Here is a 24,592-nt window from a genome sequence, read left to right as displayed (position 1 = left end):
GGCCGACAATACCCGCATGAAAACCATCCGCCTCAAGCCCGGCAAAGACCGTTCTCTCCTGCGACGCCACCCCTGGGTGTTCGACGGCGCCATTGCCAAAGGCGGTGGCGATGCCGGTGAAACCGTGCGCGTGGAGAGTGCCGAGGGGCAGTTTCTCGCCTGGGGTGCTTTCTCGCCCGAATCACGCATCCGCGTGCGTGCCTGGAGTTTTGACGAAACCCAACGCATCGATGCCGACTTCCTGCGCGCCACCCTGGCGCGCGCCATTGCGCTGCGCACGCGTCTGGGCATCGAGAGCGACGGTGTGCGGTTGGTGCACGGCGAGTCCGACGGCGTGCCCGGACTCATCGTCGACCGCTATGGCGACACGCTGGTGGCCCAGTTCACCGCCTGCGGCGTGGAGCGCCACAAGGCAGTGATCGCCGACGCCTTGATCGAACTCACCGGCTGTCCGCGCCTGTACGAGCGCTCCGACACCAGCAGCCGCAAGCTCGAAGGCCTGCCCGAGGTCACCGGTTGGCTGCGCGGCACCGGCCCCACCGCGCTGGTCGTGCGAGAACACGGCTGGCAACTCGGCCTGGACATCGCCCAGGGCCACAAGACCGGCTTCTATCTGGACCAGCGCGACAGCCGGTTGGCCTGCAGCCAGTACGCCCGCCGTCTGAACTTTGAGCAGGTTCTCAACTGCTACAGCTACACCGGCGGTTTCACCGTGGCCGCGCTGGCGGGCGGGGCGGGGCACGTCACTTCCATCGATTCGTCGGCGCCCGCCTTGCAGCAGGCGGCGGCCAATGTGGCGCTCAACGGCTTCGACGCCGCGCGTGCCACCTTCATGGACGCCGATGTGAACGCCTCGCTGCGCCAGTTCGTGACTGAGGGGCGCCAGTTCGACGCCATCGTGCTCGACCCGCCCAAGCTCGCCCCCACCGTGGCGCACGCCGAACGCGCCGCCCGCGCCTACAAGGACATCAACCGCCTGGCCTTCAAACTGCTCACACCCGGCGGCGTGCTGTTCACTTTTTCCTGCTCGGGCGGCATCGGGGTGGAGCTGTTCCACAAGATCGTTGCTTCTGCCGGACTAGATGCTGGTGTGGATGGTGCCATCCTGCAGCGCCTGGGGGGCGCCAGCGACCACCCCATGACCGTGAATTTCCCTGAGGGCGAGTACCTCAAGGGCCTGATCGTCATGAAAAAACAGTAGGGTGTGCAGACCTTGGAGGGCTCGCATACACTTGCGCGCTTCTTTCGATTGCCCACCTTCTGTCCACCTCCGACACCGTCGCGCCCGCCATGTCCCTCATCCCTGCCACCATCCTCACCGGTTTCCTCGGCTCGGGCAAAACCACGCTGCTCAAACGCGTGCTCAGCGAGGCGCATGGACAGAAGATCGCGGTGATCGAAAACGAGTTCGGTGAAGAGAACATCGACAACGAGATTCTGGTGGCCGACACCACCGAAAACATCATCCAGATGAGCAATGGCTGCATCTGCTGCACCATCCGTGACGACCTGCGCGCCACGCTGCACGACCTGGCCGAGAAGAAGCGCAAGGGCGAGCTGGACTTTGATCGTGTGGTGATCGAGACCACCGGCCTGGCCGATCCTGGCCCGGTGGCTCAGACCTTCTTCATGGACGACGAGGTGGCCGAGCAGTACCTGCTGGACTCCATCCTCACGCTGGTGGACGCCAAGCACGCGGCCGAGCAGCTCAATGACCGCCAGGAAGCGCGCCGCCAGGTGGGCTTTGCCGACCAGATCTTCATCAGCAAGGCCGACCTGGTGAGCGCCGAAGACCTCGACGCGCTGACGCACCGACTCAAACACATGAATCCGCGCGCACCCATGCGCCCGGTGCATTTCGGCGAAGTGGCGCTCAAGGAGGTGTTCGACCTGCGGGGTTTCAATCTCAACGCCAAGCTCGACATCGACCCCGATTTCCTCAAGACCGACGAGCACGACCATGGTCACGAACACCATGAGCACGAGCACGGCGAGCACTGCGACCACCCTTCGCACCAACCCGATCACGACCATGGCCACGAAGGGCAGGGTCACCACCATCACCATGACGACGATGTGAAGAGCTTCGTCTACCGTGCTACCCGTCCGTTCAACCCCGCCAAGCTCGAGGACTTCCTGGGCGCCATCGTGCAGGTGTACGGCCCGCGCATGCTGCGCTACAAGGGCGTGCTCGATATGGAGGGCACCGACCGCAAGGTGATTTTCCAGGGCGTGCACCAGCTGATGGGCAGCGATCTCGGTCCACCGTGGGCCGAGGGCGAGCAGCGCACCAGCAAGATGGTGTTCATCGGCATCGACCTGCCGCGCGACATCCTGGTGCAGGGGCTGGACCAGAGCCTGGTCTGAAGCCGGCGCGCCGTGCTGTTTGTCTCGCTTCTCCAACGCATGGGTTTTCCCATCCGACCGGATTCCGGGAGTGCCGCCGCCATCTCGTTACAATCGCGCCCCATGCCGGTGGCCCGGCGGTCTTCCATAACTGGTGTTCGCCCACGGCTGAATCTCGGTTCCGGTAAGGGTATAACCACGCATCCGTCGGCCACGCCGACACAGGTTGATGCGGCCAAACCCGCACACCGGACCCAGATCAAGCACCGTCAGGCACTGAGAGGAGACCCGTTGTGAAAGCCCCGGCTACCAAGTCAGCAAAATCAGCCAAGCCCGCCGCTTCGGCCACGAAGGGGCGCACGTCGGCGGCCAAGGCCGTGGTGTCTGCGGCGCGCAAGCCCGCAGCCAAGAGCGCCGCGAAGCCGGCTGCCCGGGTGCCAGCGAAAGCAGCCACCAAGGCGTCATCCAAGCCCGTCATGAAAACCGCGGCCAAGCTGCCAGTGAAAGCCGCGGCCAAACCAGTGGCCAAGGCACCTGCCCCATCGAAAGTACCCGCGCCGTCCAAGAAAACCGCTTCGCCTCCCGCGAAAGCCGCATCCAAGCCAGTGGGCAAGCCCACTGTTGCGAGCAAGCCCACGCCTTCCCGCACACCCGCGGTCAAGCCCATTCCGGCGAGTACCGCCAAATCCAAGGCACAGCCCGCCGCCAAGGCGGCTGTCCCCACCGTGACTTCTTCTGCTCCCCGGGCGGCGTCCGCCGCTCCTGTCTCCAAAGCTGCCAGCGCCAAGCGCGCCCCGGCGTCTGCTCCCGTGGTTGTTGAGCCCACCCCTCGCCCATTGGGCAAGCGGGCCGCGAAAAAAGTCATGATGGAGCAGATGACCCAGGCTGCGGTGGTGCCGACCCATGCACCCGATGCCGCCAAGGCGACTTTTTCTCATATGAACGAACGTGCCGTCATGACCCCTCCCGTCCCCTCATCCGTCCAGAAGGACCCCAAGCGGGCCAACAACTGGAAAACCCTGCCTGCCGATCAATTGACCGATCAGGATGTTCAGGCCATGCCTGACAGCGAATACATGAGCGACCTGCAGCTGGCCTATTTCCGCCGCAAGCTGTCGCAGCTCAAGGCCGACATGCTCGCCAACGCGGGCGAGACCACCGAGCATCTGCGTGAAGATACCGTGGTGGTGCCCGATCCAGCAGACCGCGCCACCATCGAAGAAGAGCACGCCCTGGAGTTGCGCACCCGTGACCGCGAGCGCAAGCTGCTCAAGAAGATCGAACAGGCGATCGTGCGCATCGACTCCGGTGACTACGGTTATTGCGAAGAAACCGGTGAGCCCATCGGCGTTGGCCGCCTGATGGCCCGGCCGACCGCCAGCCTTTCGCTCGAAGCCCAGCAGCGGCGCGAGCTCAAGCAGAAAATGTTCGGGGACTGAACGACCTCCATCGATCCCGATCCGACTCATTTTCGGCAACCACTGACCCATGTCCAAGGACGATTCCAACGGCGGCTTCCTCTCCAAGGTGGTGAAGTTCGTGCGTCATCCGACCACGAGCTGGGCCGATCTGGACACCCGTCAGGCCGATCGCGAAAGTGAGTACAGCAAGGCCGCGCTCAAGGAGATGATCGAGCGCAAGCGGCGCAACGACTTCGTGCGCAAGCGCGAGTTCGACATGCTGCGCAAGATTCGCAGCCGCGAGGGCACGAGCCCCGAGGGTCCGGGCATGCGGCCTTCTTTCTTCCAGAGCAGCCTGCCCTCCAAGCCGGACGATCGCGCCGAGACGCTGAAGAAGATCGACGAAATCGAAGCCCAGATGTCGATGCAGTGGTGGAAAACCAAGGGCCCGGATTCTCTGGTCAGCACCGGATCCAGCCTCAATACCGGTGCGCACAGCACGGGGGGCACGCCGCTCAAGAACAAGGAAGACGTTCCGGTGATGGGCGCTGCGCCAGATGCCGTGGCCCGTCAGCGCAAGGCGCAGTACGACGAGACCGAGCCCGCTCCGCTGCCCGTTGCAGCGAACGCAACGCCCTCACTGGCTGCGATCAATCCGCTGGACACACGCAATCCGGCTGTCAATGCGAGGGACATCGTGGAGTTCGGCAAGACCACGCCTGCCAGCCCGTCCCGCACCGGCTTGATGGCGCCGACACAGCCCAGCGAACTCTCCAGTTCGAATTCTCGCGGAGGCGGTTTTTCCGCATCCCATTTTTTCTCGCTCGACGTGCAGGAAATCGTTCAGGATCCGGATGTCGAAGAAGCCGCCATCCGGTTTGCCAATGGCGATGATGCCGGTGCCGAGCAAGGCCTCATGGAGGTGTTGGGTGAAGGCGGTTCGAAAGTCGACCAGATCGACGACTGGCTCGCCCTCTTCGATCTGTACCGGGCCACCGGTCAGCTGGCTCCCTTCGAGAGCCGCGCGGTCGACTTTGCCAACCGCTTCAACCGGTCTGCCCCCCAGTGGTACGACATGCCCGAAACGGTGTCGTCCATGACCGGCAAGACCTTCACGCCCACGACCAGCAACAACCGGGCGGTCTGGGTCAGCGAGGCCGAACTCGATGCCCATGCGGTGGGCACCTTGCAAAACGTCTTGCTGCGTGCCAAACAACCCTGGGTGCTCGACTGGACGCCCATGGAGTCCATGGACCTCAAGGCGGCACGGGCGTTGCTCGGCATCTTCACGCTCTGGGGCGACCAGGACGTGGAACTGCGATTTCTGGGTTCGGCCGTGTTCCGCGATCTGCTCAAGCACTTCACCCCATCGGGTCGGCGGGATGTCGAGCAGCTCTGGTGGGAACTGCGCATGGCCGTGCTTCGGGTCATGAACCGGCCGGACGAATTCGAGCTGACAGCTCTGGATTTTTGCGTGACCTACGAAGTGTCACCACCGGGTTGGGAGCGTCCACGCTGCCACGTCACGTCCATCGCGGCCGATCGGCCCGAAGACGCGGGGCAGTCCGTCCTGAGCGAAGCTGTGCTGGAGTCGGTGCCTTCGGCCTATCCGAGCGAATCGGTGCTTGAAGGTCAGACCTCCGAGTTCAACCAGCTCGGCCTGGTTGAACTCTCGGGGGAGATCCGGGGCGACCCGCAAGCCACACTGGACATGCTTGAGCGCCGCCTGATGGGCGCAGACGTGCTGATCATCTCCTGTCGCAACCTGATTCGGGTGGACTTTTCTGCGGCGGGCACCTTGCTCAACTGGGTGTCTCAGCACCACGCTGAACGTCGGCTGGTGCAGTTCGTGGACGCCCACCGCCTGGTGTCGGCGTTCTTTCACGTGATCGGCATCACCGAATACGCCAAGGTCGTGGTCCGCAACGACTGATCTGCGCTGAGCGGGTCCTACACGTTGTTTCAAACAACGATGCCGGGTGCTGTTGCATGGCTCCCGATCAACCCCAATTGAACGCCATGGAATCATTTCACGGAACCACCATCATCTGCGTGCGCCGCCAGACACCCGCCGGGGTGCAGGTCGCCATCGGTGGGGATGGCCAAGTCACGCTGGGCAACATCATCGTCAAGGGCACGGCCCGCAAGGTGCGCAAGCTGCACCACGACAAGGTGCTGGCCGGCTTCGCCGGCGCCACGGCAGATGCCTTCACGCTGTTCGAGCGTTTCGAAGCCAAGCTGGAGAAGCACCAGGGCCACTTGGTGCGCGCGGCCATCGAACTCACGCGCGACTGGCGCACCGACCGCGTGCTGCGCCGTCTGGAGGCCATGCTCGCCGTGGCCGACCACAGTGCCTCGCTGATCATCACCGGCAACGGTGATGTGCTGGAGCCCGAGCACGGCATTGTGGCCATCGGATCGGGTGGCGCCTATGCGCAGGCTGCGGCCAAGGCCCTGCTCGATCACACCGAACTCAGCGCAGAAGACATCGTGCGGCGCTCCCTCGGCATTGCGGGTGAATTGTGCATTTACACCAACATGAACCACACCATCGAAACATTGGAATGAACACCATGAGCGCAGCGCCGGGCCGTCCCAAGCAAGCTCGCGCCCCCTCGGGGGGCAGCGAAGTACACGCAGTGACGAGCGTGGGGGTTCCATGTCCTCAATGACCCCTCAGGAAATCGTTTCCGAACTCGACCGTTTCATCATTGGCCAGAAGGGCGCCAAGCGCGCCGTGGCCATTGCGCTGCGCAACCGCTGGCGGCGCCAGCAGGTCGACGAAAAGTTGCGCCCCGAGATCACGCCCAAGAACATCCTAATGATCGGCCCCACCGGCGTGGGCAAGACCGAGATTGCGCGCCGCCTGGCGCGTTTGGCTGATGCGCCCTTCATCAAGGTCGAGGCCACCAAGTTCACCGAAGTGGGCTACGTGGGCAAGGATGTGGACAGCATCATCCGCGACCTCGCCGAGATCGCGATCAAGCAGACGCGCGAGGTGGAAATGCGCAAGCAGCGCGTGCGTGCCGAAGACGCTGCCGAAGACCGCATTCTCGACATCCTGATCCCCCCGGCCCGCAGTGCCGAGCCAGTGACCAATGTGGTCCCGCTGCCCGAGAGCACGGCCCGGCAGAACTTCCGCAAGAAGCTGCGCGAAGGCGACTTGAACGACCGCGAGATCGAGATCGATTTGCTGGAGCCCCGCCCGACCATGGAGATCATGGGTCCGGCCGGTATGGAGGACATGGCCGAGCAATTGCGCGGCATGTTCAGTCAGATCGGTGCCGGCAAGCGCCAGACCCGCAAACTCAAGATCGCAGAGGCGATGAGGCTCCTCATCGACGAAGAGGCGGGCAAGCTGGTCAACGACGACGAGATCAAGACACGTGCGCTTCACAACGCGGAGCAGAACGGCATCGTGTTCATTGACGAGATCGACAAGGTGACCTCGCGCAACGACTCCGGCAGTGCCGAGGTGTCGCGTCAGGGTGTGCAGCGCGACCTGCTGCCCCTGGTGGAAGGCACGACCGTGTCCACCAAGTACGGCGTGATCAAGACCGACCACATTCTCTTCATCGCCAGCGGCGCGTTCCACCTGAGCAAGCCGAGCGATTTGATTCCTGAACTGCAGGGGCGCTTTCCTATCCGCGTCGAACTGCAGTCGCTCTCGGTTGACGACTTCGAGGCGATTCTCACGCAGACCCATGCGTCGCTGGTGCGCCAGTACCAGGCGTTGCTGGCCACCGAAGGCGTCACGCTCGAGTTTTCACCCGAGGGGATCCGTCAGCTGGCACAGATCGCCTGCGACGTGAACGAGCGGACCGAGAACATTGGCGCGCGCCGCCTGGCCACCGTGATGGAGCACCTGCTGGATGAGGTGAGTTTCGACGCCACGAAGCTGCAAGGCCAGACCATCACCATCGATGCGGCCTACGTGAACGGGCGCCTGGCCGCGCTCAGCCGCAACGAAGACCTCTCGCGCTACATCCTCTGACCGTCACGGGGCTGCACGCCGGTCCATTGACGCCGACGGCCACCGACGCAAGCCGTTGGTCGGCCCATGCCGATCCCTGGGCCCGTTCGGACGACCCCGGACCCGACAGGGTTTTGAAGCTTCACATGCAAAGCCGGTTGTAAGTGCTTGCTTTTAATGCAGTTTTGACTCGTCGCGATCTTCAAAATCGATCCTAAGTGGTTGATTTCATTGGAAAAAATTTGTCTCCGCTGAGTTGCACGCCTTGGTTTTCCTGATAAAGTGGAAAAAAGTGCATTTAAGTGGTGAAAAGTGTTTTCCAAGGATTGATCGCGGTGTTTCAGGGTGCTTCTTCTCTCAGTCTCGACGCCAAGGGTCGGCTCTCGGTGCCAACCCGGCACCGTGACGTCCTGAGCGCGGGCGCGAGTCAGCTCACCATCACCAAACACCCCCACGGCTGTCTGATGATTTTCCCGCGCACCGCGTGGGAGCAGTTCCGCGAACGTATCGCCTCCTTGCCCATGCAGGCCCAGTGGTGGAAGCGCATCTTCCTGGGCAATGCCATGGACGTGGAGATGGACGGCACCGGTCGCGTGCTTGTCTCGCCCGAGCTGCGCGCGGCCGCCGGCATCAGCAAGGACGTGGTGCTGCTCGGCATGGGCGCCTATTTCGAACTGTGGGACGCGCAGGTCTACGCCGCCCAGGAAGCCGAAGCCATGAAGGCCGACATGCCCGATGTCTTCAAGGACTTCTCTTTCTAAGGGTGATGGTGCAAGGCACATGGATTCACCACACCGTCCTGTTGAACGAAGCCGTGCAAGCACTGGCGATCAACCCGGACGGTCACTATGTGGACGCCACCTTCGGGCGCGGCGGCCACTCTCGATTGATTCTCGAGCAGCTGTCCCGTCAAGGGCGGCTGACTGTCTTCGACAAGGATCCTCAAGCCGTGGAAGCGGCGCAGGCGCTCGCCGCCAGCGATGCACGCCTTTCCATCCGCCACGAGGGCTTTTCCCACCTGGGCGAACTGGGGGCGACCAGTGTGGATGGTGTGCTCATGGACCTCGGCGTGAGTTCGCCGCAGATCGACGACCCCGAGAGGGGTTTTTCTTTTCGCCACGATGGTCCTCTGGACATGCGCATGGATACCACGCGCGGCCAGAGCGTGGCTCAGTGGCTGGAAACGGCCGATGTATCCACCCTGTCGGAGGTCATCCGTGAATATGGCGAAGAACGGTTTGCTCAACAGGTTGCAAAGGCGATTGATCGTCGCCGACAGGAACGGGGCCCTTTTCGAACCACCCGCGAGCTGGCCGAAGTCGTGGCTGGCGCGGTCAAAACCCGCGAGCCGGGCAAGGACCCTGCAACGCGCACATTTCAGGCTTTTCGGATTTTCATCAACGCCGAGCTTGAAGAGCTGCAACAAGCGCTAGAGGCCAGCCTGCAGGTGTTGCGTCCCGGAGGAAATCTGGTGGTGATCAGCTTCCACTCGCTCGAAGACCGCATGGTCAAGCAGTTCATGGCGCGCCATTCGCGCGCCGTGGTGGACCGTCGCGTGCCGTTTGCCGAGCCCGCGCCCATGGCGCTTCGGGGGCTCAAGCGTGTGATGCCGTCGGATGAAGAGGTCAAGGCCAACGCGCGATCCCGCAGTGCAGTGATGCGAGTGGCTGAGCGCACGGAGGCGCAGGCATGAGCGCAGCGCAGGGCCGCCCCAAGCAAGCTCGCGCCCCCTCGGGGGGCAGCGTAGTCCACGCAGTGACAAGCGTGGGGGCTTTGCCGTGATTCGCCTCAACCTCGTCCTGCTGCTGGCCGTGGTCGCCAGCGCCTTCTACCTCGTGCACACCCAGTACGAGTCGCGCCGGCTGTACGCCGCGCTCGACAAGGCGCAGGCGCAGTCGCGCAAGCTGGAATCCGAGCACGAACAGCTGCAGGTGCAAAAGCGCGCGCAGGCCACGCCGGCGCGGGTGCAGCAGCTCGCCACTCGCCAGTTGCAGATGCGCCCGGTTACACCGGGCATCACGCAGTACGTGACGGTGTTCGAGCCCGCAGCACCTGCGGAGGTGGCGAAATGAGCCGCAGCATCAACTACAGCGCCAGCCCGTTGCTGGCCAGCAAGACGCCGGTGTGGCGCAGCAAGTTCATCGTCGCTGCGCTGGCGGTGGCGTTCGCAGGCCTTGGCGGCCGTGCGGCGTATGTGCAGGTGTTCGGCAACGACTTTTTCCAGCGCCAGGGTGAGGTGCGTTTTGCGCGCACCCTGGAGCTGCCGGCCAACCGGGGCCGTGTGCTCGATCGCAATGGTCTGATCCTTGCCTCCAGCGTGGTGGCGCAAAGCATCTGGGCCATCCCCGAAGACGTGGACCGCGCCGATCCCAAGCTGAAGCAGCTGGCCAAGCTGCTGGACATGCCCCTGGCCGAGCTGCGCAAGCGCCTGCTGGTGGACGACAAGACCTTTGTGTGGGTCAAGCGCCAGGTGGACGAGCCGGTGGCCAAGGAGATCGCCGCGCTGGGCATCAAGGGCGTCTACCAGCGCCGCGAGTACAAGCGCCAATACCCCGAAGGTGAAGCGGCCGCGCACGTGGTCGGTTTCACCAACGTGGAAGACCGGGGTCAGGAAGGCGTGGAGCTGGCGTTCAACCAGCAACTCTCGGGCAAGAACGGTTCGCGCCGCGTCATCAAGGACCGACTGGGCCGCGTGGTCGAAGACGTGCGCGACGTGGTGCCGCCGGTGGACGGCCCGGACCTGCAGCTCTCGATCGACAGCAAGGTGCAGTACTTCGCCTACCAGAAGCTCAAGGAAGCGGTGCTGACCCACAAGGCGCGCGCGGGCAGCGTGGTGGTGCTCGACACCCAGACCGGCGAGGTGCTCGCCTTGGCCAACTACCCCAGCTACAACCCCAACCGGCGCATGAACCTCAGCGGCGAGCAGTTGCGCAACCGCGTGCTCACCGACAGCTTCGAGCCCGGCTCGACAATGAAGCCCTTCATCACCGCACTCGCGCTGGACAAGGGGCTGGTCAAGCCCACCACACCCATCAACACGGCGCCCGGCCGCATCACGATCGGTGGCTCCACCATCAGCGATTCACATCCCAACGATGTGTTGACCGTGGCCCAGGTCATCCAGAAGTCGAGCAACGTGGGCACCGTCAAGCTGGCCATGCAGATGAGCCCGCGCGAGATGTGGGAGACCTACGCCCAGGCCGGCTTCGGGCAGAAGCCCCAGGTGCCTTTCCCCGGTGCCGTGACCGGCCGCCTGCGTCCCTACAAGTCCTGGCGTCCGATCGAGCAGGCCACCATGAGCTACGGCTACGGCCTCTCGGCCTCGTTGTTCCAGCTCGCGCAGGCCTACACCATCTTCGCGCGCGACGGCGAGTTGATCCCGGTCACGCTGCAGAAGGCCGAGGAGCCGGTGGGTGGCGTTCGCGTGTTCAGCGAGAAGAACGCGGTCGCCGTGCGCGCCATGCTGCAACTCGCGGCCGGCCCCGGCGGCACGGGCTCGCGTGCACAGACCATGGGCTACTCGGTGGGTGGCAAGTCGGGCACCGCGCGAAAACAGGAAGGCAAGGGCTACGCCGACAAGAAGTACCGCAGCTTCTTCGTGGGGCTGGCGCCGGTGGAGGCGCCACGCATCGTGGTGGCCGTGATGGTCGACGAACCCACCAACGGTCAGTACTACGGTGGTCTGGTGGCGGCGCCCGTGTTCAGCGAAACGGTGCAGCAGACCTTGCGCATCCTCGGTGTGCAACCCGACATGAGCGTGAAGCCGCAGATCGTCACCGAAGTGGTCGAGGAGTCGTTTTGATGAAGACGCAGGACCAACCCCTTGACGTCGCCGCCTGGCTGCGTGCGAGCGTGACCGGCGCGCTGCATTGCGACAGCCGCCGCTTGCAGGCAGGTGATGGTTTCGTCGCCTGGCCCGGTGCGGCCACCGACGGGCGCCGCTACGTGGGCGGTGCCCTGGCGTCTGGCGCCGTGGCGGCGTTGGTCGAGCGGGATGGTGTCGAGGCCTTTGCGCTGGACGATGAACGCGTGCTGGCTGTGCGTGGTCTCAAGGCGCAGGCCGGCGCCATTGCCAGCGGGTTTTGCGACCACCCGAGCGCAGCGCTCGATGTGGTGGCCATCACCGGCACCAACGGCAAGACCTCGTGCGCATGGTGGACCGCGCAGTTGCTCTCGGTCTGCGCGCGGCCCTGCGCCGTGGTCGGTACCCTGGGCATGGGTCAGCCGGGCTCGACGCTGGTGCCCACTGGTCTCACCACGCCCGACCCGGTGATGCTGCAGCAGCAGTTGCGCCGGTTCGTGGACGAAGGCATGAAAGCCTGTGCGATCGAAGCCTCGTCCATCGGCTTGATCGAAGGACGCCTGAACGCCACGCAGGTGCGCGTGGCCGTGTTCACCAATTTCACCCAGGACCACCTCGACTTCCACGGCAGCATGGACGCCTACTGGGAGGCCAAGGCCGCGCTGTTCGACTGGCCTGGTCTGGGCGCAGCGGTGGTCAATACCGACGATGCCCGAAGCGAGCAACTGGCGTCTCGTGCGAATGGACACGGGCTGGACCTGTGGACCGTGGGCATCGATTCAACGGCCCGGCTGAACGCCGTGGACATCACCTTCACCCGCGCCGGCATGGCCTTCGGCGTTGTGGAGCGGGATCTGCAGGGCGTCGAGCTCGAACGCCACACCTTGCAAGTGCCTTTGGTGGGTCGCTACAACGTGTCCAACTTGTTGTGCGTGCTCGCGGCGGCCCGCAGCTTGGGTATCTCGCTGCAACAAGCCGTGAAGGCCTGCGGCGCGCTTACACCAGTGCCCGGGCGCATGGAGCAGGCCGAAGCCGCCGCCATCGATCAGCCGCTGGTGCTGGTGGACTACGCGCACACGCCCGATGCGCTGGAAAAAGCGCTGCAGGCCCTGCAGCCCCTGGCGGCCCAACGGGGCGGTGCACTGTGGGTGGTGGTGGGCTGCGGCGGCGACCGCGATGCCGGCAAGCGCCCGATCATGGCCGCCGTGGCCGAACGCGAAGCGGCGCATGCCGTGCTCACCAGCGACAACCCGCGCAGCGAAGACCCGATCCGCATCCTGGGCCAGATGGTCGCAGGCCTCGCCCACCCCGGTGCTGCGCTGGTTGAGCCCGACCGTGCTGGGGCCATCGCGATGGCCGTGGCGCGTGCCCAGGCAGCTGACGTCGTGCTGATCGCCGGCAAGGGTCACGAGGACTACCAGGAGGTGATGGGTGTGAAGAAACCGTTCTCCGATCTGGTTCACGCACGCCAGGCGCTGGCCGATCGCGCAGCGCAGGGAGTCCACGCATGAAGACGCTCGGTCAGTTGCTCACCCAACTCAGCGGCGCCCGCGTTGTGGGCCAGCCCGATGTGGCCATCACCCGCGTGCACACCGACACCCGCAGTCTGCAGCCGGGCGATCTGTTCGTCGCGCTCAAGGGTGAGCGTTTCGATGCGCACGACTTCCTGCCACAGGCAGCAGCGCAGGGCGCCGTGGCGGCCATCGCGCACAGCGGCCTGGCGCAGGCCGGCCTGCCCGGTGTGGAAGTGCCCGACACGCGCCGCGCCCTCGGCGAGCTCGGCCGTCTGTGGCGCGCCCAGTTCAATCTGCCGCTGATCGCCGTGACCGGCAGCAACGGCAAGACCACGGTGACGCAGATGATCGCGTTCATCCTGCGTGCGGCGGTGGGCGATGCGGCTCACGCAACGCAGGGCAATTTCAACAACGACATCGGTGTGCCGCTCACCTTGCTGCGCCTGAGCGCCACGCACAAGCTCTCGGTGGTTGAGCTGGGCATGAACCACCCCGGTGAGATCGCCGAACTCGCTGCACTCACGCTGCCCACGGTGGCCTTGGTCAACAACGCGCAGCGCGAGCATCAGGAATTCATGGCCACGGTGGAAGCCGTGGCGCTCGAAAACGGGCAGGTCATCCAGGCGCTGGCGGGCGAGGGCGTGGCCGTGTTCCCCTCTGACGACACCTACACGCCACTGTGGCGCGGCCTTGCCGCGGGCCGCCGCGTGATGACCTTCAGCGACACCGATCCGGCAGCCGACGTGATGGCGCTCAAGACCGAGTGGCAGGACGGCGCCTGGACGCTGTGCTTCACTTCGCCCGCCGGCAAGGGCACGGTGCACCTGAAGATCGCCGGCCGGCACAACGTGCGCAACGCTCTGGCCGCCACCGCCTGCGCGCTGGCCGCTGGCGTGACGCTGGATGCCGTGGTGCGCGGGCTCGACGCGTTCGAGCCGGTGGGCGGACGCTCGCGCGCGCTGGCGCTGCATCTCGACGGCCGCACCCTCACCTTGATCGACGACACCTACAACGCGAACCCCGACTCGGTGCGCGCCGCCATCGATGTGCTGGCCGAGTTGCCCGCGCCGCGCCTGCTGGTGCTGGGCGACATGGGCGAAGTGGGTGAACAAGGCCTCGCGTTCCACGAAGAGGTGCTGCTTCACGCGCGCCAACGCGGCATAGAAGCTGTGCACGTGGCTGGTGACTGGATGGGCCAGGCCGCCAAGGTGTGGCCCGCCGTCACGCACTGGAACGAAGTGCCCGCCATGGCCGGCGCGGTGTGCGCCGCCGTGAGCGACGACCGCCCCGTGTTCCAGAGCGTGCTGGTCAAGGGCTCGCGCTTCATGCGCACCGAGCGCGTGGTGCAGGCTTTGCTGGCGCTCGATCCCGCACAACACAACAACAAGAAGGACAACGCCCATGCTGCCTAGCCTGGCCCTGTGGCTGCAAGGCCTGTCGCCCGATTTCGGTTTCCTGCGGGTGTTCCAGTACCTCACGTTCCGAGCCGTCATGGCCGCGCTCACCGCGCTGCTCGTGGGTCTGGCGGTCGGCCCTTACTTCATCCGTCGTCTCGCGGCGCTCAAGATCGGCCAACCGATCCGCGAATACGCGATGCAGACGCACATCAGCAAGGGCGGCACGCCCACGATGGGCGGTGTGCTGATCCTGTTTTCCATTGCGCTCTCCACCATCCTGTGGTTCGACCTGTCCAACCGCTTCGTGTGGATCGTGCTGCTGGTCACGCTGGGTTTTGGCGCCATCGGCTGGGTGGACGACTGGCGCAAGGTGGTGAACAAGGACCCGGAGGGCATGCGCTCGCGCGAGAAGTACATGTGGCAGTCGATCATCGGTCTGGTCGCTGCGTTCTATCTGGTGTTCAGCGTGTCCGAGACCAGCAACCTGCGGGTGCTGCAGTTGTTCTTTGCCTGGGTCTCGTCCGGCTTCACGCTCGACCTGCCGCCACAAGCCGGTTTGCTCGTGCCCTTCTTCAAAGAGATCAGCTACCCGCTGGGCGTGTTCGGCTTCGTGGTCATGACGTATCTCGTCATCGTCGGGTCGAGCAACGCGGTCAACCTCACCGATGGTCTCGATGGCCTGGCCATCATGCCGGTGGTGATGGTGGGCTCGGCCCTGGGCGTGTTCGCCTACGTCACCGGCAACGCGGTGTTCGCCAAGTACCTGCTGCTGCCGCACATCCCGGGCGCCGGTGAGCTGTTGATCTTCTGCGCCGCCATGGCCGGCGCGGGCCTGGCCTTCCTGTGGTTCAACACCCACCCGGCCCAGGTCTTCATGGGTGACGTGGGCGCGCTCGCGCTCGGCGGCGCCCTGGGCACCATCGCCGTCATCGTGCGCCAGGAAATCGTGCTGGCCATCATGGGCGGCATCTTCGTGGTGGAAGCGCTCTCGGTGATGCTGCAGGTGACCTGGTTCAAGTACACCAAGCGCCGCCATGGCACTGGTCGCCGGTTGTTCCAGATGGCACCGCTGCACCACCACTTCGAGAAAAAGGGCTGGAAGGAGACGCAGGTCGTCGTGCGCTTCTGGATCATCACCATGCTGTTGTGCCTCGTGGGCCTGTCCACGCTGAAGCTGCGCTGAACATGCACGACCAACACGTCCTCATCCTCGGCCTGGGCGCCTCCGGCCTGGCCATGGCGCGCTGGTGCGTGCGCCAGGGTGCGAGCGTGACCGTGGCCGACACACGCGAACAGCCGCCGCAGCTGGCTGCTCTGCGCACCGAATGCCCGGGGGCCAACTTCGTGAGCGGCGCCTTCGACGATTCGCTCCTGGCGCGCCAGGACTGGACGCTGATCGCGCGCAGCCCCGGCCTGGCCCCGGCCTCGCTGCGGGCGGTGTTCGGCTGGGCACAGACCCACAACGTGGCCGTGCTCGGCGAGCTGGGCCTGTTTGCACGCGCCTTGAAGGCCCTCGCCGAGCGCGAGCGCCTGCCCTACCGCCCCAAGGTGCTGGCCATCACCGGCACCAACGGCAAGACCACCGTCACCTCGCTCACCACCCTGCTGCTGCAGCGCGCAGGTGTGCACGTGGCCATGGCCGGCAACATCGGACCGGCGCTGCTGGACGTGTTGTCCGCCGCGCTCGACGCGGAAGCCGTGGCCCAGCAGGCCGACGACGAGCGCGCAGCCGCCGAGGTTTTGGTCGAAGCACCATTGGCCGTTGCACCGTTGGCAGACGCGGTGATGGACGCGGAACCAGGTGATGTCGACGAGTCTGAACCCGCTGATGACGAAGCACCAGCGCCTGCTGCCGAAGCCGATGAAGAGGGCCCGGTCATGCTCGTGCCGCCCCCCATCGAGCCACCGCAGCCGGTGCACCTGCCCCGCGTGTGGGTGCTTGAACTCTCCAGCTTCCAGCTCGACGGCACGGCCGGGACCGACTGGGATCGCGTACCCACCGCCGCCAGCGTGCTCAACATCACCGAAGACCACCTGGACTGGCACGGCAGCATGGCCGCCTACACGCAGGCCAAGGCCGCCGTGTTCGGTACCCAGGCCCTCATGCTGCTCAACCGCGACGACCCGCAGGTCATGGCGCTGCAACCTGGCCTGGTGACGGTGAAGGTGGGCAACCGCAACCGCCAGCAGAGCGCACGGCCCTGGGCCAGCTTCGGGCTGGACGCACCCACGCGCGCCGGCGACTGGGGCATCGAGTCGCTCAACGGCATGGCCTGGCTGGTGCGTGCCCTGGCGTTGGACGAAACGCGCAAACGGGGTCGTGCCTCCGATGACGCCGAGGAAATCTATTTCCAGCGTTTGATGCCCGTCGACGCGCTGCGCATCCGCGGCCGCCACAACGCGGCCAACGCGCTCGCCGCGCTGGCCCTGGCCACCTCCACCGGCGCTGCCCTCGGCCCCATGCTGCACGGCCTGCGCGAGTACCGGGGTGAACCGCACCGCGTCGAACCCGTGGCCATCATCGACGAGGTCGAGTACTTCGACGACAGCAAGGGCACCAACGTGGGCGCCACGCTGGCGGCGGTGAACGGTCTGGGCGCCGAGCGCCGGCTGGTCGTGATCCTGGGTGGCGACGGCAAGGGACAGGACTTCGCGCCGCTGGCCGAGCCGCTGGCGCGCTTTGCGCGCGCCGTGGTCTACATCGGCCGCGACGCCGCGCGCATCCGCGCAGCGGTGGGCGATACGCTGGACGAGGACCATGTGCCCCAACTCGATGCCGCCACGCTGCCCGAGGCCGTCGGGCTCGCCGCAGAGCAGGCCCGCTCGGGCGACGCGGTGCTCATGTCGCCCGCCTGCGCCAGCCTGGACATGTTCGACAACTACGAGCACCGCGCCCGCGTGTTCGTTGACGCGGTCGCCGCTTTGGCCGCGGAGCGGGGCATGAGCCTGGAGGGGGGGCTGTGAAAAAGAGAACCGTGCCCACGCTGACCTGGTCGCAGCGCCTGCGCGAAGGACTGGCCGCGCTCAATCCGCGCTTGTTGGGTCGAGACCTTGCAGGCGCGCTCGCGGGCGGCTCGTCGCGCGATGGACTGCCGGTGCGCTTGTCCAACCGCACCTACGCCGGCACGCGCAACGTCGCTGTGCGCGAGCTCGGCTTCGATCAGCCCCTGCTGTGGGTGGTGGTGGCCTTGCTCGCCTGGGGTCTGGTGATGGTGTATTCGGCCTCGATCGCACTGCCCGACAACCCGCGCTTTGCCAACTACGCCCACACCCATTTTGTGCTGCGCCACGCGATTTCGATGGCCATCGGGTTGGTGGCCGGCGTGGTGGCGTTCCAGTTCCCTTTGCGCAGCTGGGAAAAGATGGCGCCTTTCCTGTTTGCCATCGCGCTGGTGCTGCTGGCGCTGGTGCTGCTGCCCTTCATCGGCAAGGGTGTGAATGGTGCCCGCCGCTGGATCTCGCTGGGCATCATGAACTTCCAGCCGTCCGAGCTGGCCAAGCTGGCCGTGCTGATTTACGCCGCCGACTACATGGTGCGCAAGATGGATGTGAAGCAGCGCTTCTTCCAGGCCGTGGCGCCGATGGCCGTGGCCGTGGCCGTGGTCGGCATGTTGCTGCTGGCAGAGCCCGACATGGGCGCCTTCATGGTGATCGTGGTGATCGCCATGGGCATCCTGTTCCTGGGGGGCGTGAACGCGCGCATGTTCTTCCTCATGGCGCTGGTCGTCGTGGGTGCGTTCGCGCTCATGGTCATGACCAGCGAGTTCCGACGCCAGCGGGTGTTTGCCTACCTCGACCCCTGGAGCGTGGAGCACGCGCTGGGCAAGGGCTACCAGCTCTCGCACTCGTTGATCGCGTTCGGCCGCGGCGAGATCTTTGGCGTGGGCTTGGGTGGCAGCGTGGAGAAGCTGCACTGGCTGCCCGAGGCCCACACCGACTTCCTGCTGGCCGTGATCGGCGAAGAGTTCGGCCTGCTCGGCGTGGTGGTGTTGATCGCCCTGTTCCTGTGGCTCACGCGCCGCATCATGCACATCGGTCGCCAGGCGATTGCGCTCGATCAGGTGTTTTCCGGTCTGGTGGCTCAGGGCGTGGGCCTGTGGATGGGCTTCCAGGCCTTCATCAACATCGGGGTGAACCTGGGTGCCTTGCCGACCAAGGGTCTGACGTTGCCTTTGATGAGTTACGGCGGTTCGGCCATCTTGTTGAACCTCGTCGCCATCGCCATTGTTCTCAGAGTCGATTACGAAAACCGCCAGATGATGAAGGGGGGCCGTTCATGACCCCTTGCGCGTTGATCATGGCCGGTGGCACCGGCGGCCACATCTTCCCCGGTCTGGCCGTGGCCGAAGCCCTGCGCGAGCGCGGCTGGCGCGTGCACTGGCTGGGCGCGCCCGCCAGCATGGAAAGCCGGCTCGTACCGCCGCGCGGCTTTGTGCTGGAGACCATCGACTTCGGTGGTGTGCGCGGCAAGGGCGTGATCACGCTGGCCCTGCTGCCACTGCGCCTGTTGCGCGCCTTCTGGCAGGCCCTGCAGGTGGTGCGCCGCGTGAAGCCCGACGTGGTCGTGGGCCTGGGTGGCTACATCAGTTTCCCTGGCGGCATGATGGGCGTGCTCGCCGGCAAACCGCTGGTGCTGCACGAGCAGAACTCGGTGGCCGGCATGGCCAACAAGGTGCTGGCCGGTGTGGCCGACCGGGTGTTCACCGCCTTCCCCAACGTGTTCAAGAAGGCTCAGTGGGTCGGCAACCCGCTGCGCGCGCCGTTCCTGCACCAGCCTCCACCTGCCGACCGCTTCACCGGCCGCAGCGGTCCGCTGCGTCTGCTGGTGGTGGGCGGCAGCCTGGGCGCCAAGGCGCTCAACGACGTGGTGCCGCAGGCGCTGGCGCTGATCCCCGAGCCGCAACGCCCCACGGTGGTCCACCAGAGCGGTGAGAAGCAGATCGACGCCCTGCGCGCCAACTACATCGCCGCCGGCGTGCACGCCGAACTCACGCCCTTCATCGACAACACGGCCCAGGCCTTCGCGGATGCCGACCTCATCGTCTGTCGCAGCGGCGCCAGCACCGTGACCGAGATCGCCGCCGTGGGCGCGGCCGCGCTGTTCGTGCCGTTCCCGTCGGCGGTGGACGACCACCAGACCACCAACGCGCGCTTCCTGGTGGACGCGGGCGCGGCCTGGCTGGTGCCACAAACCGAACTCAGCCCCCAACAACTCGCTCTGCGCTTGCAAAGCGTGCAGCGCGAACAACTGGTGGCGATGGCCGAGAAGGCCAAACAGATGCAGAAAACAGAAGCCGTGGCGGCCGTGGTGTCCGCCTGCGAGCAACTCGCGAAAGTCCAGACAACATGAAACACGCCATTCGACACATCCACTTCGTCGGCATCGGCGGCGCCGGCATGAACGGCATTGCCGAGGTGCTGCTGAACCAGGGCTACCGCATCTCCGGCAGCGACCTGGGTGAGAGCACGGTCACGCGCCGCCTGGTGGCCCTGGGTGCCGAGGTGTTCATCGGCCACGACGCCGCGCACATCGAAGGGGCTGATGCCATCGTCACGTCCACCGCGGTGAAGGAAGACAACCCCGAGGTGGTGGCCGCCCACGCCAAGCTGGTGCCGGTGGTGCCGCGCGCCGTGATGCTGGCCGAACTCATGCGCATGAAGAAGGGCGTGGCCATCGCGGGCACGCACGGCAAGACCACCACCACCAGCCTGGTGGCCAGTGTGCTGGCCGCCGCCGAACTGGACCCGACCTACGTGATCGGCGGGCGCCTGAACAGCGCGGGCGTCAATGCCGCGCTGGGCTCGGGCGAGTACATCGTGGTCGAGGCCGACGAGTCCGACGCCTCGTTTCTGAACCTGCTGCCGGTGCTCTCGGTCGTCACCAACATCGACGCTGACCACATGGACACCTACGGCCACGACTTCGGCAAGCTCAAGGCCGCGTTCGTGGAGTTCCTGCACAAGATGCCGTTCTACGGCGCGGCCGTGGTCTGTGTGGACGACGCGGCCATCCGCGAAATCCTGCCGCTGATCGCACGGCCCATCACCAGCTACGGCTTTTCTGAAGACGCACAGGTGCGCGCCATCAACGTGCGTGCGGTGGGCACGCAGATGCACTTCACGGTGCAGCGGCGCAACGGCGTGGAGCTCCCCGATCTCGACGTGGTGCTGAACCTGCCGGGCGATCACAACGTGCTCAACTCACTGGCCGCCATCGGCATCGCGGTGGAGCTCGGTGTGGACGACGCCGCCGTGGTGAAGGCACTCGCCGAGTTCAAGGGCGTGGGCCGGCGCTTCCAGCGCTACGGCGAAGCCGCGCTGCCCCGCGGCGGCCACTGCACCGTGGTGGACGACTACGGCCACCACCCGGTGGAGATGGCGGCCACGCTGGCGGCGGCGCGCGGCGCCTACCCGGGCCGCCGGCTCGTGCTGGCCTTCCAGCCGCACCGCTACACCCGCACGCGCGACTGTTTTGAAGACTTCGTGAAGGTGATCAACCACGCCGACGCGGTGCTGCTGGCTGAGGTCTACGCCGCGGGCGAGAGCCCCATCGTGGCGGCTGATGGCCGTTCGCTGGCGCGGGCGCTGCGCGTGGCCGGCAAGCTGGAGCCGGTCTTCGTGGACGACATCAACGCCATGCCCCAGGCGGTGCTGGACAACGCGCAGGACGGTGACGTGATCCTGTGCATGGGCGCGGGAACCGTGGGCGCGGTGGCTGGCCGCGTGATGGAACTGGCGGATGGAGCTGCAGCATGAACACAAAGGACAACACGGTGATCGATCCGAAGGCGCTGGGCAAGGTGGCGGTCTTGATGGGCGGGCGTTCGGCCGAGCGCGAGGTCTCGATGATGTCGGGCACCGGCGTGCTGGCCGCGCTGAAGTCCAAGGGCGTTGACGCCCACGCCTTCGACCCGGCCGAGCGCAGCATGGACGAGCTCCAGCGCGAAGGTTTCAGCCGCTGCTTCATCGCGCTGCATGGCCGCTTCGGCGAAGACGGCACGGTGCAGGGCGCGCTTGAGTTGCTGGGCATTCCCTACACCGGACCCGGCGTGATGGCCTCGGCCGTGGCGATGGACAAGCTCATGACCAAGCGCATCTGGATGGCCGAAGGCCTGGCCACGCCGGCCTGGCGCCAGGTGCACAGCGCCGAGCAAACCGTGGCCGCGTACCGCGCCCTGGGCTCGCCCATGATCGTCAAGCCCGTGCGCGAGGGCTCGACCATTGGCCTGACCAAGGTCACCAGCGAAGCACAGTGCGCTGCCGCCTACGAGCTGGCCGCGAAGCAGGACCCGCTGGTCATGTGCGAGCAGTTCATCGCCGGGGACGAGGTCACCTGCCCGGTGCTGGGCACGGGCGACACCGCGCAGGCCTTGCCCGTGATCCGCATCGTGGCGCCCGAAGGCAACTACGACTACCAGAACAAGTACTTCACCGACGACACGAAATACCTCGTGCCCTGCGGTCTGCCCGAAGGTGAGGAGGCGGTGATCCAGGCGCTGGTGCTCAAGGCCTTCCGCACGCTCGACTGCCGTGGCTGGGCGCGTGCCGACGTGATGATCGACGCGAAGACGCGCAAGCCGTACCTGCTGGAGATCAACACCTCGCCCGGCATGACCGGTCATTCGCTGGTGCCGATGTCGGCCAAGGCGGCCGGTCTGTCGTACGAAGACCTGTGCTTCTCGCTGCTGGCCAGCGCCGCGCTGGACAACCCGGCCTGATCGCCGCACCACCCCATGGCCACCACACCCATGCCCCTGGACGTCAAGCTCATGACCGCGCTCACGCACGCGCTGGTCGTGCTGTTTGCCGTGCTGTGCCTGGGCGCTTTAGGCACCTGGCTGGTGCGCCACCCGGTGTGGACGGTGAAGGCCATCACGGTGCAGGGTGACGTGACGCACCAGAACGCGGTGAGCTTTCGCGCCCAACTGGCCACGCAGATGAAGACACGCCTGTCCAGCAGCTTCCTCACGGTGGATCTGCAGCAGGTGCGCGAGCTGTTCGAGGGCGTGCCCTGGGTGCGCCAGGCCGTGGTGCAGCGCGAGTTTCCCAACCGCCTGCGCGTGACGCTGCAGGAGCACCAGGCCGTGGCGTGGTGGGGCGAGTCGGGTTCGGGCCGGCTGGTCAGCCAGCTCGGTGAAGTGTTTGAAGCCAGCCCCGACGACAGCGACAACCTGCCCGAACTCGCTGGGCCTGCTGAACAGTCGGCCCAGGTGTGGGCGCTGTACCAGCGGCTGCAAGCCGAACTCGCACCGCTCGAACTCGGCCTGGAGCGGCTGGAACTCACCGAGCGCGGCGGCTGGCGCGCACAGCTGGACAACGGTGCGCAGGTCGAACTGGGCCGGGGCACGCCGGACGAACTGCTGGCGCGCACGCGCCGCTTCAGCGCCACCCTGTCCCAGCTCACCGAGCGCTACGCCGGCGCGCTGCAGTCGGTCGATCTGCGCTACCCCAACGGTTACGCCCTGCGCTTGCGCGGCGTGACCACCGTCACCGACATCGCCCCCACCACAACGCAACCCACACGGTAATCAAGAAGCAATCATGGCCAAGGAATACAAGGATTTGGTGGTCGGACTCGACATCGGCACCGCCAAGATCATGGTGGTGGTCGCCGAGGTCCAGTCCAACGGCGAACTCAAGCTCGCGGGCCTCGGTGTGGCCGCCAGCCACGGTTTGAAACGTGGCGTGGTGGTCAACATCGACGCCACCGTGCAGAGCATCCAGCAAGCGCTCAAAGAGGCGGAGCTGATGGCCGACTGCCGCATCGCACGCGTCTACACCGGCATCACCGGCAGCCACATCCGCGGCATCAACTCCAGCGGCATGGTGGCGATCAAGGACCGCGAAGTCAGCGCCACCGACGTGGCGCGCGTGATCGAGACCGCCAAGGCGATCAACATCTCCACCGACCAGCGCCTGCTGCTGGTGGAGCCGCAGGAGTTCGTGATCGACGGCCAGGAGGTGAAGGAGCCGATCGGCATGAGCGGCATCCGGCTGGAAGCCAAGGTGCACATCGTGACCGGTGCGCAGAGCGCAGCGGAAAACATCATCAAGTGCGTGCGCCGCTGCGGCCTCGAGGTGGACCAGCTCATGCTCAATCCGCTGGCTTCCAGCCAAGCGGTGCTGACCGACGACGAAAAGGAACTCGGCGTGGCGCTGGTCGACATCGGCGCCGGCACCACCGACGTGGCGATCTTTTCGGGCGGTGCGATCCGCCACACCGCGGTGATCCCGATCGCGGGCGACCTGATCACCAGCGACATCGCCATGGCGCTGCGCACGCCTACCAAAGACGCCGAAGACATCAAGGTGGAAAGCGGTTGCGCCAAGCAGTTGCTGGCCGACCCGGACACGCAGGTGGAAGTGCCCGGTCTGGGCGACCGCGCCCCGCGCATGCTCAGTCGCCAGGCCCTGGCCGGCGTGATCGAGCCGCGCGTGGAAGAGATCTTCTCGCTGGTGCAACAGGTGCTGCGCGATTCGGGCCATGAGGAAATGTTGTCCTCGGGCATCGTGCTCACCGGCGGCAGCGCCGTCATGCCCGGCATGGTGGAACTCGGCGAAGACATCTTTCTGAAACCCGTGCGCCGTGGCATCCCCAACTACGCGAGCGCACTGTCCGACATGGTGGCGCAGACCCGCGCGGCCACGGTGATGGGTCTGCTCGAAGAAGCGCGCCTGGCGCGTGTGCGCGGGCACAAGGTTTCACAAAAGGCAGGTTCCGTGCAAGGCGCACTGGAACGCATGAAAAACTGGTTTGTGGGGACCTTTTAATGAAACACCCCCGCCACGCTGCGCGTGACCCCCTGAAGGGGGCGGCACCTGAGGCCCGGCAAAGCCGGTTCCTCGGTGCCTCTGGACTGGACCCTGGCGTTCGAAGGCGACGACGAGGACGGTGTGCCGAACACACCGGACCGCCTGGATAACCCCGACCTCGACCCGAATCCGAATCCGAACGTTTTTGAATCACAAGCGCCCATCAACAGGCACACAAGGAGCACACCATGAGCATCGAAATGATTGAAGTCGAAGAATTCAACCTGGGCACCCAGATCAAGGTCATTGGCGTGGGCGGTGGCGGCGGCAACGCGGTCGAGCACATGATCGCGCGCAGCGTGCAGGGCGTGGAGTTCATCTGCGCCAACACCGATGCGCAGTCGCTC

General features: G+C 65.8%; 20 protein-coding genes and 1 pseudogene. All 21 read left to right on the top strand.

What is annotated here, in order from left to right:
- Positions 1-16 precede the first annotated feature (16 nt).
- Entirely contained in the window at positions 17-1,201 is a 1,185-nt protein-coding gene (locus IV113_RS21385) for a class I SAM-dependent methyltransferase (RefSeq protein ID WP_291089240.1), read from the top strand.
- Positions 1,202-1,290: 89 nt separating this feature from the next.
- The gene (locus tag IV113_RS21380) at positions 1,291-2,367 is read left to right on the top strand and encodes a GTP-binding protein (protein ID WP_291089237.1); all 1,077 of its coding nucleotides are present in this window, start codon (positions 1,291-1,293) and stop codon (positions 2,365-2,367) included.
- Positions 2,368-2,639: 272 nt separating this feature from the next.
- Entirely contained in the window at positions 2,640-3,785 is a 1,146-nt protein-coding gene (dksA, locus tag IV113_RS21375; protein ID WP_291089234.1) for an RNA polymerase-binding protein DksA, read from the top strand.
- A gap of 49 nt (positions 3,786-3,834) precedes the next feature.
- Positions 3,835-5,679, top strand: a complete 1,845-nt coding sequence (locus IV113_RS21370; protein ID WP_291089231.1) for an STAS domain-containing protein — start codon at positions 3,835-3,837, stop codon at positions 5,677-5,679.
- A gap of 86 nt (positions 5,680-5,765) precedes the next feature.
- Positions 5,766-6,314 (top strand): ATP-dependent protease subunit HslV, encoded by a 549-nt coding sequence (gene hslV / locus IV113_RS21365; protein WP_291089228.1) that lies wholly within the window; start codon positions 5,766-5,768, stop codon positions 6,312-6,314.
- Positions 6,315-6,405: 91 nt separating this feature from the next.
- Positions 6,406-7,740 (top strand): ATP-dependent protease ATPase subunit HslU, encoded by a 1,335-nt coding sequence (gene hslU / locus IV113_RS21360; protein ID WP_291089226.1) that lies wholly within the window; start codon positions 6,406-6,408, stop codon positions 7,738-7,740.
- Positions 7,741-8,054: 314 nt separating this feature from the next.
- A complete protein-coding gene (gene mraZ / locus IV113_RS21355) occupies positions 8,055-8,480 on the top strand; it encodes a division/cell wall cluster transcriptional repressor MraZ (protein ID WP_291089349.1) in 426 nt (141 codons plus the stop codon).
- A 5-nt stretch (positions 8,481-8,485) separates the two neighbouring features.
- Positions 8,486-9,412: a 16S rRNA (cytosine(1402)-N(4))-methyltransferase RsmH gene (gene rsmH / locus IV113_RS21350; RefSeq protein ID WP_291089347.1), complete on the top strand. Its 927-nt coding sequence runs from the start codon at positions 8,486-8,488 to the stop codon at positions 9,410-9,412.
- A gap of 85 nt (positions 9,413-9,497) precedes the next feature.
- A complete protein-coding gene (gene ftsL / locus IV113_RS21345; protein WP_291089223.1) occupies positions 9,498-9,791 on the top strand; it encodes a cell division protein FtsL in 294 nt (97 codons plus the stop codon).
- Positions 9,788-11,521, top strand: a complete 1,734-nt coding sequence (locus tag IV113_RS21340) for a penicillin-binding protein 2 (protein WP_291089220.1) — start codon at positions 9,788-9,790, stop codon at positions 11,519-11,521. The genes ftsL and IV113_RS21340 overlap by 4 nt, the downstream gene beginning before the upstream one ends.
- Entirely contained in the window at positions 11,521-13,032 is a 1,512-nt protein-coding gene (locus tag IV113_RS21335; protein WP_291089217.1) for a UDP-N-acetylmuramoyl-L-alanyl-D-glutamate--2,6-diaminopimelate ligase, read from the top strand. Before IV113_RS21340 ends, IV113_RS21335 begins: the two co-directional genes overlap by 1 nt.
- Complete coding sequence (murF, locus tag IV113_RS21330; protein ID WP_291089214.1) at positions 13,029-14,447, top strand: UDP-N-acetylmuramoyl-tripeptide--D-alanyl-D-alanine ligase; 1,419 nt, start codon at positions 13,029-13,031, stop codon at positions 14,445-14,447. The genes IV113_RS21335 and murF overlap by 4 nt, the downstream gene beginning before the upstream one ends.
- Complete coding sequence (gene mraY, locus IV113_RS21325) at positions 14,437-15,615, top strand: phospho-N-acetylmuramoyl-pentapeptide-transferase (RefSeq protein ID WP_291089211.1); 1,179 nt, start codon at positions 14,437-14,439, stop codon at positions 15,613-15,615. The genes murF and mraY overlap by 11 nt, the downstream gene beginning before the upstream one ends.
- Before the next feature lie 2 nt (positions 15,616-15,617).
- Positions 15,618-17,396, top strand: a complete 1,779-nt coding sequence (murD, locus tag IV113_RS21320; RefSeq protein ID WP_291089209.1) for a UDP-N-acetylmuramoyl-L-alanine--D-glutamate ligase — start codon at positions 15,618-15,620, stop codon at positions 17,394-17,396.
- A 125-nt stretch (positions 17,397-17,521) separates the two neighbouring features.
- The gene (ftsW, locus tag IV113_RS21315) at positions 17,522-18,712 is read left to right on the top strand and encodes a putative lipid II flippase FtsW (protein WP_291089344.1); all 1,191 of its coding nucleotides are present in this window, start codon (positions 17,522-17,524) and stop codon (positions 18,710-18,712) included.
- The gene (murG, locus tag IV113_RS21310; RefSeq protein WP_291089205.1) at positions 18,709-19,782 is read left to right on the top strand and encodes an undecaprenyldiphospho-muramoylpentapeptide beta-N-acetylglucosaminyltransferase; all 1,074 of its coding nucleotides are present in this window, start codon (positions 18,709-18,711) and stop codon (positions 19,780-19,782) included. Before ftsW ends, murG begins: the two co-directional genes overlap by 4 nt.
- Complete coding sequence (gene murC / locus IV113_RS21305) at positions 19,779-21,188, top strand: UDP-N-acetylmuramate--L-alanine ligase (protein ID WP_291089202.1); 1,410 nt, start codon at positions 19,779-19,781, stop codon at positions 21,186-21,188. Before murG ends, murC begins: the two co-directional genes overlap by 4 nt.
- Entirely contained in the window at positions 21,185-22,150 is a 966-nt protein-coding gene (locus IV113_RS21300; RefSeq protein WP_291089200.1) for a D-alanine--D-alanine ligase, read from the top strand. Before murC ends, IV113_RS21300 begins: the two co-directional genes overlap by 4 nt.
- Before the next feature lie 15 nt (positions 22,151-22,165).
- The gene (locus IV113_RS21295) at positions 22,166-22,960 is read left to right on the top strand and encodes a cell division protein FtsQ/DivIB (RefSeq protein ID WP_291089197.1); all 795 of its coding nucleotides are present in this window, start codon (positions 22,166-22,168) and stop codon (positions 22,958-22,960) included.
- A 13-nt stretch (positions 22,961-22,973) separates the two neighbouring features.
- A complete protein-coding gene (gene ftsA / locus IV113_RS21290) occupies positions 22,974-24,203 on the top strand; it encodes a cell division protein FtsA (protein ID WP_291089194.1) in 1,230 nt (409 codons plus the stop codon).
- A gap of 230 nt (positions 24,204-24,433) precedes the next feature.
- A pseudogene (locus IV113_RS21285) lies at positions 24,434-24,592 on the top strand (cell division protein FtsZ); the annotation flags it as partial.

Source organism: Hydrogenophaga sp. (genome assembly GCF_018780385.1).
In the GTDB taxonomy this organism is placed as follows: domain Bacteria; phylum Pseudomonadota; class Gammaproteobacteria; order Burkholderiales; family Burkholderiaceae_C; genus Hydrogenophaga.
The sequence above is the reverse complement of the archived record's forward strand: the minus strand, read 5'-3'. Positions and strand labels throughout refer to the sequence as shown.